The organism is Bacteroides rodentium JCM 16496 (genome assembly GCF_000614125.1).
Taxonomy (GTDB): domain Bacteria; phylum Bacteroidota; class Bacteroidia; order Bacteroidales; family Bacteroidaceae; genus Bacteroides; species Bacteroides rodentium.
Window position 1 is genome coordinate 1 of record NZ_BAKJ01000065.1, and the last position, 14677, is coordinate 14677.

The following is a 14677-nucleotide window of genomic DNA, read 5'->3' on the forward strand; positions in this document are numbered from 1 at the left end:
ATATACCTCCGGAACTCCCCCCCTTTAATCCCTGCCATGCGGTTATTGCAGACGTATTTTCTGCTTCTTTTGTCATCATAACAGAACAAAGTTGGTGTAAAACGATTTTTTTTGGAAGAGCAAGAATTTTTCTTCCTTTCTTTCTATTCAATATCAAATGGATTTTTGTAAATTTGGCGTGAATCTAATAGGAAGAGAAAAAATCACGCAATTAATATTGTAATATAAATCATATAATAACTCCTGCAAATATGGAAAACAAGATTCAAGAGCTGACCGATAAGATCTACCGCGAAGGCGTAGAAAAAGGAAACGAAGAGGCACAGAAACTTATCGCAAAAGCTCAGGAAGAAGCCAAGAAAATTATAGAGGATGCTCACAAGGAGGCTGATTCTATCGTGGCTACCGCTCGTAAGTCTGCCGATGAACTGGCAGAGAATACAAAATCTGAATTAAAGTTGTTTGCCGGTCAGGCTGTGAATGCTCTGAAGTCCGAAATCGCTACGTTGGTGACGGACAACATTGTGAATGCCGATGTAAAGGCATTTGCTGCAAACAAGGATTATCTTAATGCCTTCATCGTTGCATTGGCGTCCAAATGGAGTGTGAACGAACCAATCGTTATCTCTACTGCCGATGCGGAAGGCTTGACGAAATATTTCGCAGCGAAGGCGAAAGAACTGCTGGACAAGGGTGTGAAGATTGAGCAAGTGAATGGCATCAAAACCTTGTTCTCCGTATCGCCTGCCGATGGTTCGTACAAGGTGAACTTCGGCGAAGAAGAATTTATGAATTACTTCAAGGAATTCCTGCGTCCGCAATTAGTGGAAATGCTGTTCTAAAAACTCCCACAGGATTATGAGTAAATACTATTACTTGGTAGCCGGTTTGCCTGAACTTACTCTGGAAGACAGTAAACTGAGCTATACAGTAGCCGATTTCAAGACGGAACTATATCCTGCCTTGTCGGAAGATGATAAAAAGCTGATAGATTTGTTTTATCTGAAATTCGACAATGCGAATGTCTTGAAACTGTTGAAGGATAAAGATGCTGCCATCGACCCGCGCGGAAACTATTCGTCGGAGGAACTGGCGGAATATATCTCACAACTGAAGGATGGCGATGAAGTCTCTGACAGTGTATTCCCATCTTATCTCTCTACCTTCATTTCCGAATACTTCAGCCTGCCTGCCGAGGACAGTTTCTTGTATGAAGACCGCCTGGCAGCACTCTATTATGCCTATGCCATGGAATGCAGGAATCAGTTTGTGTCTTCCTGGTTTGGCTTCAACCTCACTATCAATAATGTATTGGTGGCGCTCACAGCACGTAAGTTTAAGCTGGACATTGCTCCGCTGATTGTGGGTGATACGGAAGTGTGCGAGGCTCTGCGTACTTCCAATGCCCGTGACTTCGGTCTGGGTACTGAGGTGGATTATCTGGAGCAGCTGGTGAAAATCAGTGAGACGGAGGAACTGGTGGACCGGGAAAAGAAGCTGGACCAGCTTCGCTGGGACTGGATGGAGGAAGCCACATTCTTCGATTACTTTACCGTGGAACGTCTGTTTGTCTTCCTGCTACAGCTGGAGATGATAGAACGGTGGATTTCGTTGGATAAAGAGAAGGGTAACCAACTGTTCCGCAGCATTATCGCTGCCTTGAAAGACGAGGTGCAGATACCCGCAGAATTCAGATAAAACAAACAACTAAAAATATATGGCAACAAAAGGAACTGTTAGTGGCGTAATAGCCAACATGGTGACCCTCGTCGTCGACGGACCGGTAGCGCAGAATGAGATTTGTTATATCTCGACCGGAGGAGACAAGTTGATGGCGGAGGTGATTAAGGTGGTAGGTACCCAGGTCTACGTGCAGGTATTTGAGAGTACCCGCGGACTGAAAGTGGGGGCCGAAGCCGAGTTTACCGGACACATGCTCGAAGTGACACTGGGGCCCGGTATGCTTTCGAAGAACTACGACGGTCTGCAAAACGACCTCGATAAGATGGACGGTGTTTTCTTGAAACGCGGGCAATATACCTATCCGCTGGATAAAGGAAGCAAATGGCATTTTGTGCCTTTGGCAAAGGTGGGCGACCAAGTGGAAGCCGCTGCCTGGCTGGGACAAGTGGACGAAAACTTCCAGCCTTTGAAAATCATGGTGCCTTTTGAACAGAAAGGTGTGTGCACCGTGAAATCCATCGCAAAGGAAGGTGATTACAGCATTGAGGATACCATTGCAGTGCTGACGGATGGCGAAGGTAATGACATCCGGGTGAACATGATACAGAAATGGCCCGTGAAGCGCGCCATGACCAACTATAAGGAAAAACCGCGTCCTTTCAAATTGCTGGAAACCGGTGTGCGTGTAATCGACACCGTGAATCCGATTGTGGAAGGTGGTACGGGCTTTATCCCCGGTCCGTTCGGTACCGGAAAAACGGTGCTCCAGCATGCCATTTCAAAACAAGCGGAAGCAGACATCGTAATCATCGCTGCCTGTGGTGAGCGTGCCAACGAGGTTGTGGAAATCTTTACAGAATTCCCCGAATTGGTTGACCCGCATACGGGACGGAAGCTGATGGAACGTACCATCATCATTGCCAATACTTCGAACATGCCGGTGGCTGCCCGTGAGGCATCTGTCTACACGGCCATGACGATTGCGGAATACTACCGAAGCATGGGATTGAAGGTACTGCTGATGGCGGACTCCACTTCACGTTGGGCGCAGGCATTGCGCGAGATGTCCAACCGTATGGAGGAGTTGCCCGGTCCCGATGCCTTCCCGATGGACTTGTCCTCCATCATCTCCAACTTCTACGGTCGTGCGGGTTATGTGAAGCTGAACAACGGCGAGTCCGGTTCCATTACGTTCATCGGTACGGTATCGCCTGCCGGCGGTAACTTGAAGGAGCCGGTGACCGAGAATACGAAGAAGGTGGCGCGCTGCTTCTATGCCCTTGAGCAAGACCGTGCCGACAAGAAGCGTTATCCTGCCGTAAACCCGATTGACTCGTATTCCAAATATATCGAATACCCTGAATTTGAAGAGTATATCACCAAGCACATCAACGGCGAGTGGATTGGCAAGGTGAATGAAATCAAGACCCGTTTGCAGCGTGGTAAGGAGATTGCCGAGCAAATCAACATTTTGGGTGACGACGGTGTGCCCGTAGAATATCACGTGACTTTCTGGAAATCGGAATTGATTGACTTCGTTATTCTGCAGCAGGATGCCTTTGACGAAATTGATGCCGTGACCCCGATGGAGCGTCAGGAGGAGATTCTGAATATGGTAATAGAAATCTGTCATACTGAATTTGAGTTCGACAACTTCAACGAAGTAATGGATTACTTCAAGAAAATGATTAACATCTGTAAGCAGATGAACTACTCGAAGTTTAAGTCGGAAGAATACGACAAGTTCCATAAGCAATTGCAGGAACTGGTTGAGGAACGGAAAGCCTAAGGATGTACTATTTGACTATTTACAATTTACTATTTGCCTTGCGGATGCAGGTGTACGGAGGTTGTAGATAGGAAAATAGTAGAATAGGATGGCAGAGATTTAAATAGTAAATAGTAAATTGCTAAATTGTAAATAAATAGATGGCAACAAAAGCATTTCAAAAAATATATACCAAGATAACTCAGATTACGAAAGCTACGTGTTCGCTGAAGGCAACCGGAGTGGGGTATGACGAGTTGGCGACCGTAAACGGCAAGCTGGCCCAGGTGGTGAAGATTGCCGGCGACGAAGTGACTTTGCAGGTGTTTGAGGGTACGGAAGGTATTCCCACCAATGCAGAGGTAGTATTCTTGGGCAAGGCTCCTACAATCAAAGTGAGCGAGCAGCTTGCCGGACGCTTCTTCAACGCCTTTGGCGACCCCATCGACGGTGGTCCGGCCATTGAAGGCGAGGAGGTGGAAATTGGCGGCCCGTCCGTGAATCCGGTGCGCCGTAAGCAGCCCTCGGAACTGATTGCAACCGGTATTGCAGGTATCGACCTGAACAATACGCTGGTGTCCGGACAGAAGATTCCGTTCTTTGCCGACCCCGACCAGCCCTTCAACCAGGTGATGGCGAATGTGGCTCTGCGTGCGGAGACTGACAAGATTATCCTTGGCGGTATGGGTATGACGAACGATGACTACCTTTACTTCAAGAACGTATTCTCCAATGCCGGTGCGCTCGACCGTATCGTCAGCTTTATGAATACCACCGAGAATCCTCCGGTAGAGCGTCTGCTGATTCCGGATATGGCACTGACGGCGGCCGAATATTTTGCTGTGAACAATAATGAAAAGGTGCTGGTGCTGCTGACGGATATGACTTCCTACGCCGATGCGCTCGCCATCGTGTCCAACCGTATGGACCAGATTCCTTCGAAGGACTCCATGCCGGGCTCCCTTTATTCGGATTTGGCGAAGATATACGAAAAGGCGGTGCAGTTCCCAAGTGGCGGTTCCATCACGATTATTGCGGTGACGACTCTGTCCGGTGGCGACATTACGCATGCCGTGCCCGACAATACGGGTTATATCACGGAAGGCCAGTTGTTCCTCCGTCGTGACAGCGACATCGGTAAGGTTATCGTTGACCCGTTCCGTTCCTTGTCCCGTCTGAAACAGCTTGTTACGGGCAAAAAGACACGTAAGGACCATCCGCAGGTGATGAATGCCGCTGTACGTCTGTACGCCGATGCCGCCAACGCCAAGACCAAGCTTGAAAACGGTTTCGACCTGACGAACTACGACGAACGTACCCTTGCCTTTGCCAAGGATTACTCCAACCAGCTGCTGGCCATCGACGTCAACCTCGATACCACAGAGATGCTCGATGTGGCATGGAGTCTGTTCGGCAAGTATTTCCGTCCGGAAGAAGTCAACATCAAGAAAGAGCTTGTGGACCAATATTGGCCCACAAATTAAAAATTAATAATTAAAAATTAAAGCTGCGCAATGAAAGCCGATAGTGTGATTGATCAGAAGTCAGTTGCTTTTGGCATTAGGATTGTAAAAGTCTGTAGATTTTTGCAGGAAAACAAAAAAGAGTTTGTGTTGTCAAAACAGCTGCTTAGGTCAGGGACAGCTATAGGTGCTATGATTAAGGAAAGTGAGTTTGCTGAAAGCAAAGCTGATTTTATTCATAAATTGAGTATTGCTTTGAAAGAAGCTAATGAAACGAAGTACTGGTTACTTTTATTGCATGAAAGTGAATACTTTAATGATAGTTCGTACGAATCGGTAAATGAAGATTGCTTAAATTTGATTCGTTTACTTGTTTCTATTATAAAACGGATGAAATGTGTAGCTTGATTTTTTATTAATATAAAGATGTGATAGATATAGGCCTTTAATTTTTAATTTTAAATTTTTAATTAACAAGTGGCTATTAAGTTTCAATATAACAAGACCTCGCTTCAGCAACTCGAAAAGCAACTGAAGGTGCGCGTGCGTACACTCCCCATCATCAAGAACAAGGAGAGTGCCCTGCGTATGGAAGTGAAGCGCTGCAAGGGAGACGCTGCCGCGTTGGACGCGAGGTTGGAAAAGGAAATCCAAGCTTACGAAGCCATGTTCGCCCTTTGGAATGAGTTCGACGCTTCATTGATAAAGGTCAGCGATGTTCATCTCGGTGTGAAGAAGATTGCCGGTGTACGGGTGCCGTTGCTCGAGAATGTAGATTTCGAGATACGCCCTTACAGCTTGTTCAATGCGCCCAAATGGTATGCAGACGGGCTGCATTTGCTTAAGTCACTGGCACATACTGCCATCGAGCGTGAATTTACCGTTGCCAAGTTGAACTTGTTGGAACATGCGCGTAAAAAGACCACCCAGAAGGTGAATCTTTTTGAGAAAGTACAGATTCCGGGCTATCAGGATGCTCTGCGCAAAATCAAGCGGTTTATGGAAGACGAGGAGAACCTCTCCAAGTCATCGCAGAAAATCATGAAGTCCCATCAGGAGAAAAGGAAGGAGGCAGAGGCATGATTACAAAAATGAAGAAGCTCACGTTCCTTGTGTATCATAAGGAGTACGAAGCGTTTCTGGAGCAAATCCGGGAACTGGGCGTGGTGCACGTTGTGGAAAGGCAGTGCGGCGAGATGGACGACACCTTGCAGCAATTCATGCAGAAGCGTACGCTCTACAAGAATATGCTTCAGAGCATGTACACCCTGGCGGACAAACAGCCGGAAGAAAAGGTGCATAAAGAGTTGTCGACCGATGCTCTGGTGAAATCCTACGAGGACTTGCAGGCGCGGATACAAGACCTGAACCAGCAGATTCCCGCCATCGACAAGGATGTGGCGCAGATGGAAGTCTGGGGCGATTTCGATTGGGGAGCCATCCGCAAGCTGGAAGATGCCGGTTGGTTCGTGCAGTTCTACACCTGCCCGGAGAAAGACTATGACGAAGCGTGGGCAGAGGACTACAATGCCATCGTGGTGAAAGAGAACGGTGGATATCTTTATTTCGTGACCGTCACTCCCCAGCCGGTAGAACTGGATGTGGAACCGCTCCGTCTGCCTTCACTCAGCCTCTCTGAGCTGAGCCGGAAGAAAGCCGATACGGAGGAAGCCCTTGTGCAGGCACATGCCGCTGAAAGAATTCTGCAAGGCGAATTACTGCACGTTGGAGAAGTACAACCTCCAGCTCCAGGAAGAAATAGACCTGCTGAAAGTCAAGCTGAACAGCGAACAGATGGCAGAAGGCGCCGTAGTGTTGATGGAAGGCTGGATTCCCGAAGACTGCGAGGCGGATGTGAGGAAACTTCTCGATGAAAGCGGCACTTATTATGAGATAAGGGCTGCCAAGCGCGAGGACAATGCCCCCATCAAGCTGAAAAACAACGCCTATACACGCATGTACGAAGTGCTTACCAAAATGTACGGTATGCCCGAATATGCCGAGTTCGACCCGACACCGATACTTGCGCCATTCTTCTCGCTCTTCTTTGCCTTCTGTATGGGAGATGCGGGCTATGGTCTGGTACTGATTGCACTCGGGTTCATTCTGAAAAGGAAGATGCCCGAGTCCATGAAAGGCATGATGAACCTGGTGATTACGCTGGGTATATTCACGTCCGTCATCGGTGCCATACTGGGAACCTTCTTCGGTGTAAGCCTCTTTGACCTGGAGATACCCGCCAAACTGAAGGAATTCATGATTGTGGGTAAGATAGGCGAGACTACCTATGACAAGCAAATGCTGCTGGCACTGATTATCGGTGCGGTGCACATCTGCATTGCCATGACGGTGAAGGCCGTGGGACAGACCGTCCGTTTCGGCTTCAAGGAGTCGCTCAGTGCCTGGGGATGGCTGTTGCTGGTAGTGGGATTTATCTGTACCGGCGGACTTTCCTTCTTCAAGATAATTTCGGAAGACGTGTCTACATGGGCATTTATCGTGATTGGCGGTGTTTCCGCTATCGGTATCTACCTGCTGAACAATATCCACCGGAATGTATTTGTCAACATCGGTGCCGGAGTATGGGATACCTATAACATGGCAACCGGATTGATGGGCGATATACTTTCCTACATCCGTCTCTATGCCTCGGCCTGGCAGGCGGTATGCTTGGAGGCGTGTTCAACCAGCTTGCCTTCATGGTGAACGATGCGGCAGGTCCGGCCCTGGGCTGGCTGTTCTGCGGTCTGATACTGATATTCGGGCATACGCTGAACATTGCCATGTCTTGTCTGAGTGCTTTTGTACACCCGCTCCGTCTGACATTTGTGGAATACTTCAAGAATTCCGGTTACGAGGGTAAGGGCGAAGCCTATAAACCTTTTACAGTAGTAAAGAAATAAACAAATTAAAAAACAAATAAAAATAGAAACATTATGAATGAAATTTTAGGTTATCTCGGTCTGGGCCTGATGTTGGCCCTTGCAGGAATTGGCAGTTGCTTCGGTACAACTATCGCCGGTAGTGCGGCAGAAGGTGCGTTGAAGAAAGACCCTTCCAAGTCAGCAAGTTATATGATTTTGTCGGCCCTTCCGGCTACGCAGGGACTTTACGGTTTCGTGGCTTTCCTGATGTCTATGGGCAGGGATTTTGCGACAGACGGTCCTTTGATGCTGGGCATCGGATTGGGTGTCGGACTGGTATGTCTGTTCTCCGCTATCCGTCAGGGACAGATTTGTGCGAACGGTATTGTGGGTATCTCCCAGGGACACGACGTACAGACCAATACAATGATTTACGCCGCGCTTCCTGAATTCTACGCTATCTTGGCGCTGGTAGCTGCATTGATGGTATAATCCGGATTGTAAGAAAATAACCCCAGGGATTTACAACTGAAATCCTTGGGGATTTTCATTTAAATCCCTGGGGTTTCAACTGAAGACCCCAGGGATTCTTTGTTTAAACTCCGGGAATTTTAGACGAAAAATGCATGGATGGGCGAGTCCATGGGGCTTTTGTGGCTAAACTATGACATTCCGCAAACGATTGTTTATGTATCTTTAATCAGTTTTTTCGATTAAAAGGCTATTTTTCAAAGAATAATGTGTACTTTTGCAGCCGAATTTAAGATAAAGAGATTATAACATAATATGATTAAAGAACTACTTACCCCCGATTACATCTTCGAAGCGAGCTGGGAAGTGTGTAATAAAGTAGGCGGTATCTATACAGTTTTGTCTACAAGGGCAAATACTTTACAGACTAAGTTTCGCGATAGATTATTCTTTATAGGGCCGGATTTCTGGCAGGGAAAAGAGAACCCTTTGTTCATTGAGTCTGATAACCTTTGTGCAGCGTGGAAGAAACATGCAGCGTTGAAAGACAATCTTTCCGTCCGCGTAGGTCGCTGGAACATTCCGGGAGAACCTATTGTTATATTGGTTGATTTCCAACCGTTCTTTGCAGAAAAAAATGAGATTTATACAGAAATGTGGAACCGCTATCAGGTGGATTCACTGCATGGATATGGTGATTATGACGAAGCATCCATGTTTGCTTTCGCTACCGGCAAGGTGATAGAGAGCTTCTATCGCTATAATCTGACGGAAACGGACAAAGTGGTGTTCCAGGCACACGAGTGGATGACCGGCATGGCTGCCTCTACCTTCAGTCTGCCGTTCCCGAGATAGGGACCATCTTCACCACCCATGCCACGTCCATCGGTCGCTCCATAGCTGGCAACAACAAGCCGCTCTACGATTATCTTTTCGCCTACAACGGCGACCAGATGGCCCAGGAGCTGAACATGGAGTCCAAACATTCCATTGAAAAGCAGACGGCCCACTATGTGGACTGCTTCACCACTGTGAGCGAAATTACAAACAACGAATGCAAGGAGTTGCTTGACAAGCCTGCGGATGTTGTGCTGATGAACGGTTTTGAAGATGATTTTGTACCGAAAGGCGCCACCTTTACCGGCAAGCGCAAACGTGCCCGCTCCACCATGCTGCGTGTGGCAAACTGCCTGCTGGGTGAGGACCTGGGCGACGATACACTGATTATCGGTACCAGCGGACGCTACGAGTTCAAGAACAAGGGTATCGATGTGTTCCTGGAATCATTGAACCGGCTGAACCGCGATAAGGATTTAAAGAAGAAAGTATTGGCGTTTGTCAACGTGCCCAGCTGGGTGGGAGACCCCCGCGAGGACTTGCAGAAGCGCCTGAAGAGCAAAGACAAGTTCACCGAACCGTTGCTGTGCCCTTTCATCACCCACTGGCTGCACAATATGACGCACGACCAGGTGCTGGATATGCTGAAATACCTCGGTATGGGCAATCGTCCCGAAGACAAGGTGAAAGTGATTTTTGTACCTTGCTATCAGGATGGCCACGACGGTATCCTCAACAAGCATTATTATGACTTGATTTTAGGCGAGGACCTCAGTGTTTATCCTTCTTATTACGAGCCGTGGGGATATACCCCGCTGGAAAGCGTGGCTTTCCGGGTGCCTACCATCACCACCGACCTTGCCGGTTTCGGGCTTTGGGTGAACAGCCTGAAAGACCAGCATGGCATTGAAGACGGAGTGGAAGTGCTGCACCGTTCGGACTACAACTATTCCGAAGTGGCAGACGGCATCAAGGATACCATAGCCTTGTTCTCTACCAAGACGGATGCTGAAATCAAGGAGATACGCAAGCGTGCAGGCCGGGTGGCAGAGCAGGCTTTGTGGAAACATTTTATAAAATATTATTATGAGGCTTACGACATTGCGCTGCGCAATGCCATGAAGCGTCAACTAAGATAAAAGAATTATTAATCAATTAGTTATCATACAATGAAGATTAAAGTTAGTAATGTAAACACTCCTAACTGGAGAGAGGTGAATGTGAAATCGCATATTCCCGCCGAACTGGAGAATTTGTCTGAACTGGCACGTAACATCTGGTGGTCATGGAATTATGAAGCTACCGAACTGTTCAGAGACCTTGACCCTGCTCTATGGAAGGAAGTGGGACAGAATCCCGTACTTCTGCTGGAGCGTATGAGCTATGCCAAACTGGAAGCGCTTGCGAGCGATAAGGTCATTCTGCGTAGGATGAAGGAGGTATACTCTAAGTTCCGTGCATATATGGATGTGATGCCTGACAGCAAGCGTCCGTCTGTTGCCTATTTCAGCATGGAATATGGTTTGAACCACGTACTTAAGATATATTCCGGTGGTCTGGGCGTACTTGCTGGCGACTATTTGAAAGAAGCTCCGACAGTAACGTTGACTTGTGCGCAGTCGGTTTCTTGTACCGCTACGGTTACTTTACACAAACTTTGTCTATGGACGGCCAGCAGATTGCCAATTACGAGGCACAGAACTTTGGTCAGTTGCCCATCGACCGTGTATTGGATGAGAAGGGTGAGCAGATGGTAGTGGATGTTCCTTATCTGGACTACTATGTGCATGCTTATGTGTGGAGAGTGAACGTGGGACGTATCTCTCTCTATCTGCTTGATACCGACAATGAAATGAACAGCGAGTTCGACCGTTCCATCACTCACCAGCTGTATGGCGGTGATTGGGAAAACCGCTTGAAGCAGGAGATTCTGCTGGGTATCGGTGGTATTCTGACACTGAAGAAGCTGGGCATCAAGAAAGATGTATATCACTGCAACGAAGGACACGCCGCTTTAATCAACGTACAGCGCATCTGCGACTACGTGGCCGAAGGTCTGACTTACGACCAGGCTATCGAGCTGGTACGTGCTTCTTCTCTCTATACTGTACATACTCCGGTTCCTGCCGGTCACGACTACTTCGACGAAGGTCTTTTCGGCAAGTACATGGGCGGCTATCCTTCAAGAATGGGTATCAGCTGGGACGACCTGATGGACCTCGGACGTAACAATCCGGGCGACAAGGGCGAACGTTTCTGTATGTCTGTATTCGCTTGCAACACTTCTCAGGAGGTGAACGGTGTGAGCTGGCTGCACGGAAAGGTTTCCCAGGAGATGTTCTCTTCCATCTGGAAGGGGTATTTCCCCGAAGAAAGCCATGTGGGTTACGTTACCAACGGTGTACACTTCCCCACTTGGAGCGCTACGGAGTGGAAACATCTCTATGCTGCGCATTTTGATGAGAACTTCCTCTACGACCAGTCCAACCCCAAGATTTGGGAGGCTATCTATAACGTGTCCGACGAAGAAATCTGGAAGACGCGCATGGTGATGAAGAACAAGCTGATTGACTATGTTCGCAAGCAATACCGTGAAACTTGGTTGAAGAACCAGGGTGACCCTTCACGCATCGTTTCCCTGCTGGACAAAATCAATCCGAACGCTCTGCTGATAGGTTTCGGACGCCGTTTCGCTACCTACAAGCGTGCACATCTGCTGTTCACCGACCTCGACCGTCTGGCCAAGATTGTGAACAACCCCGACTATCCGGTACAGTTCCTCTTCACCGGTAAGGCTCACCCGCACGATGGTGCCGGCCAGGGCTTGATTAAGAGAATCATCGAGATTTCCCGCCGTCCGGAGTTCCTGGGCAAGATTATCTTCCTGGAAAATTATGATATGCAGTTGGCACGTCGCCTCGTTTCAGGGGTGGATATCTGGCTGAACACTCCGACACGTCCGCTCGAAGCATCCGGTACTTCCGGCGAGAAGGCGTTGATGAACGGTGTTGTAAACTTCTCCGTACTCGACGGCTGGTGGTTGGAAGGCTATCGCGAAGGTGCCGGTTGGGCATTGACCGAAAAGCGTACTTACCAGAACCAGGAACATCAGGACCAGCTCGATGCCGCTACTATCTACAGCATTCTTGAGCAAGAAATCCTGCCGTTGTATTACGCACGCAACAAGAAGGGATATTCTGAAGGTTGGGTGAAGACTATCAAGAACTCCATCGCACAGATTGCCCCCCACTATACAATGAAGCGCCAGTTGGACGACTATTACGACAAGTTCTACATCAAGGAAGCCAAACGTTTCAAGATGCTGGCTGCCGACGGTTATGCCAAGGCTAAGGAAATAGCTGCCTGGAAGGAAGAAGTTGCCGAAAAGTGGGACAGCATTGAAGTGGTGTCTTGCGAAAAGACTGAAGACTTGGTGAAAGGCTCCATCGAGAGCGGTAAGGAATACACCATTACTTACGTTATCGACGAGAAGGGCTTGAACGATGCCATCGGTCTGGAACTGGTGACTACTTATACGGCCCAGGATGGCAAACAGCACGTTTACTCCGTAGAGCCGTTCAATGTAGTGAAGAAAGAAGGTACCCTCTATACATTCCAGGCTAAGCACAAGATGGAAAATGCGGGCAGCTTCAAGGTTTCTTACCGTATGTTCCCGAAGAATGCAGACCTGCCTCACCGCCAGGACTTCTGCTACGTTCGCTGGTTCGTATAAGAGTATAAAAAACAGATAATGTGCCTGCGATATGGCGGAGCACATTATCTGTTCAGATAAAAGATATCATCTGCATGATGTTGACAGACCATCCGTTTCGGGTAAACGGATGGTCTGTTTTTTTATATTAAGGTTCAGTTATAGTCGTCCGTTCAGCGATTTTTGGTGCTTCCGTCTATTTGGTGGGGCGTCCTTGCATGAACAAGAGGAGGTAGCCGGGTGTTTTATAAGTAAAACTGAAAGGAGACTATATGAAAAAGATTGTTTTGCTTCGCCACGGCGAGAGTGCATGGAATAAGGAAAACCGCTTCACGGGGTGGACGGATGTTGATTTGACAGAGAAGGGCGTTGCTGAAGCTGTAAGGGCGGGTGAGCTGCTGGCAGAAAAGGGATTCCGCTTCAAGAAGGCGTATACTTCCTATCTGAAGCGTGCCGTGAAGACACTGGATTGTGTGCTGGACCGTCTCGACCAGGATTGGATTCCGGTGGAGAAATCGTGGAGGTTGAATGAGAAACACTACGGCCAGTTGCAGGGACTGAACAAGGCGGAGACGGCTGCCAAGTACGGTGACGAGCAGGTGCTGGTATGGCGCCGGAGCTTTGATGTGGCTCCGCATGCATTGGCCGAGGATGACCCGCGTAATCCGCGTTTTGAGGACCGTTATCAGGAAGTGCCCGATGCCGAACTGCCCCGTACGGAGTCGTTGAAAGATACGATTGAGCGTATCATGCCCTACTGGAAATGTGTCATCTTCCCGAACCTGAAGACGGCTGACGAATTGCTGGTAGTGGCTCATGGTAATAGCCTGCGGGGTATTATCAAGCATCTGAAACATATTTCGGACGATGAAATCGTGCACCTGAACCTGCCTACGGCGGTACCCTACGTCTTTGAGTTTGACGATGAGCTGAACTTGACGAAGGACTATTTCTTGGGTGACCCCGAGGAGATAAAGAAATTGATGGAGGCTGTGGCCAATCAGGGAAAGAAGAAATGATTTTGGCGCGCGGAAGCGCGCCATTTCTTTATCCTCTCATTCCATGGAGCAGCGTCATGCTGAGCAGTACCCCGACCACTATGCAGATGAGGATAAGGAACCAGTTCATGAGCCGTGCGCCCAGCTTGGTTTCCTTGTGCAAGTTCTGTTCAAAGTAGTTCTTGAAGAACAGATAGATGGCAGGCACGGTGGCGCTTGCCAGCAGCAGGTCTTCGGGAATCTTGTAGATGTAGACTTTGGAAAAGGCGATGAGTGCCCAGTGGCAAAGGAACAGAATGACGAGCAGGTTGACCCTGCGCGAGAAAGCCAGCAGCAGCCCGATGGTGAAAACTGCTACCGAGCAGGGCATCACGGTGGTGGTCATCATGGGAAATTCCATTCCGCGTGCCCACGAAAGGAGCGGGTAGAGGAAAGGCATTGCATAGAGTACCCCCACCAGTACCTTGTATTTCGGGTTGCGCTCGAACGGAGTGTAGTCGGTAAACAAATCCCATAGCCACAACAGTGCAATCACTCCCCAGAAGATGGCGAGTATATGGTGGTGTCCGCGCGCTCCGCAATACGTCATGTAGTACACGATGGAAATCCACCCGTTCAGAAATACCATGTAGATTTTCATGGAGCGTTTTGCCCATAAGGTCGGTTTCCGGTAGAGCTGCGTGGTGAGCAGGATACCTGCTGCGGTGATGAGGAGCTGTGCCCACCAGGTGGCCTCGTTGTATTGTGCGATAGTATTCCAGAATATTTCCATTTGTGTCCATTAAAAAAACGGCTGCAAAGGTAGAGTTTTCTGCCGAAAGAATGAAATCGTTTTCTACATTTTGCCTATCTTTGTGCCTCCAAAAAAATAGGTGAAGAGT

9 protein-coding genes and 3 pseudogenes are annotated in these 14677 nt (G+C 48.4%); 11 read left to right on the forward strand and 1 reads right to left on the reverse strand.

The window, feature by feature from the left end; all coding sequences use genetic code 11:
* The first annotated feature begins 251 nt into the window (after positions 1-251).
* From JCM16496_RS19015 to gpmA, 11 genes and pseudogenes are all read left to right on the forward strand, one after another.
* The gene (locus JCM16496_RS19015) at positions 252-842 is read left to right on the forward strand and encodes an ATP synthase subunit E (RefSeq protein WP_025836185.1); all 591 of its coding nucleotides are present in this window, start codon (positions 252-254) and stop codon (positions 840-842) included.
* A gap of 16 nt (positions 843-858) precedes the next feature.
* The gene (locus JCM16496_RS19020; protein WP_025836186.1) at positions 859-1698 is read left to right on the forward strand and encodes a DUF2764 domain-containing protein; all 840 of its coding nucleotides are present in this window, start codon (positions 859-861) and stop codon (positions 1696-1698) included.
* A 19-nt stretch (positions 1699-1717) separates the two neighbouring features.
* Entirely contained in the window at positions 1718-3472 is a 1755-nt protein-coding gene (locus JCM16496_RS19025) for a V-type ATP synthase subunit A (protein WP_025836188.1), read from the forward strand.
* A gap of 140 nt (positions 3473-3612) precedes the next feature.
* Positions 3613-4935 carry a V-type ATP synthase subunit B gene (locus JCM16496_RS19030; RefSeq protein WP_025836189.1) on the forward strand — a complete coding sequence of 441 codons (1323 nt, stop codon included), beginning with the start codon at positions 3613-3615 and terminating at the stop codon, positions 4933-4935.
* A 30-nt stretch (positions 4936-4965) separates the two neighbouring features.
* On the forward strand, positions 4966-5322 hold the full coding sequence (locus tag JCM16496_RS19035) for a four helix bundle protein (RefSeq protein WP_025836190.1): 357 nt from the start codon (positions 4966-4968) through the stop codon (positions 5320-5322).
* A gap of 69 nt (positions 5323-5391) precedes the next feature.
* The gene (locus JCM16496_RS19040) at positions 5392-5997 is read left to right on the forward strand and encodes a V-type ATP synthase subunit D (protein WP_005827391.1); all 606 of its coding nucleotides are present in this window, start codon (positions 5392-5394) and stop codon (positions 5995-5997) included.
* A pseudogene (locus JCM16496_RS25335) lies at positions 5994-7817 on the forward strand (V-type ATP synthase subunit I). Before JCM16496_RS19040 ends, JCM16496_RS25335 begins: the two are co-directional and overlap by 4 nt.
* Before the next feature lie 33 nt (positions 7818-7850).
* The gene (locus tag JCM16496_RS19050; protein WP_013547582.1) at positions 7851-8270 is read left to right on the forward strand and encodes an ATP synthase subunit C-like protein; all 420 of its coding nucleotides are present in this window, start codon (positions 7851-7853) and stop codon (positions 8268-8270) included.
* 294 nt (positions 8271-8564) lie between these two features.
* Positions 8565-10225, forward strand: a pseudogene (locus JCM16496_RS19055) (glycogen/starch synthase).
* A 30-nt stretch (positions 10226-10255) separates the two neighbouring features.
* A pseudogene (locus JCM16496_RS19060) lies at positions 10256-12819 on the forward strand (glycosyltransferase family 1 protein).
* Between the two features lie 251 nt (positions 12820-13070).
* Entirely contained in the window at positions 13071-13817 is a 747-nt protein-coding gene (gene gpmA, locus JCM16496_RS19065) for a 2,3-diphosphoglycerate-dependent phosphoglycerate mutase (protein ID WP_005827407.1), read from the forward strand.
* A gap of 28 nt (positions 13818-13845) precedes the next feature.
* Here the strand turns inward: gpmA and JCM16496_RS19070 are convergent, their stop codons facing one another.
* The gene (locus tag JCM16496_RS19070; RefSeq protein ID WP_025836193.1) at positions 13846-14568 is read right to left on the reverse strand and encodes a DUF6064 family protein; all 723 of its coding nucleotides are present in this window, start codon (positions 14566-14568) and stop codon (positions 13846-13848) included.
* Positions 14569-14677: the final 109 nt, after the last annotated feature.

What these genes read in the sequence shown, in the direction of transcription:
- JCM16496_RS19015 (WP_025836185.1), top strand. Translation starts at nt 252, where the DNA reads ATGGAAAACAAGATTCAAGAGCTGACCGATAAGATCTACCGCGAAGGC.
- JCM16496_RS19020 (WP_025836186.1), top strand. Translation starts at nt 859, where the DNA reads ATGAGTAAATACTATTACTTGGTAGCCGGTTTGCCTGAACTTACTCTG.
- JCM16496_RS19025 (WP_025836188.1), top strand. Translation starts at nt 1,718, where the DNA reads ATGGCAACAAAAGGAACTGTTAGTGGCGTAATAGCCAACATGGTGACC.
- JCM16496_RS19030 (WP_025836189.1), top strand. Translation starts at nt 3,613, where the DNA reads ATGGCAACAAAAGCATTTCAAAAAATATATACCAAGATAACTCAGATT.
- JCM16496_RS19035 (WP_025836190.1), top strand. Translation starts at nt 4,966, where the DNA reads ATGAAAGCCGATAGTGTGATTGATCAGAAGTCAGTTGCTTTTGGCATT.
- JCM16496_RS19050 (WP_013547582.1), top strand. Translation starts at nt 7,851, where the DNA reads ATGAATGAAATTTTAGGTTATCTCGGTCTGGGCCTGATGTTGGCCCTT.
- gpmA (WP_005827407.1), top strand. Translation starts at nt 13,071, where the DNA reads ATGAAAAAGATTGTTTTGCTTCGCCACGGCGAGAGTGCATGGAATAAG.
- JCM16496_RS19070 (WP_025836193.1), bottom strand. Translation starts at nt 14,568, where the DNA reads ATGGAAATATTCTGGAATACTATCGCACAATACAACGAGGCCACCTGG.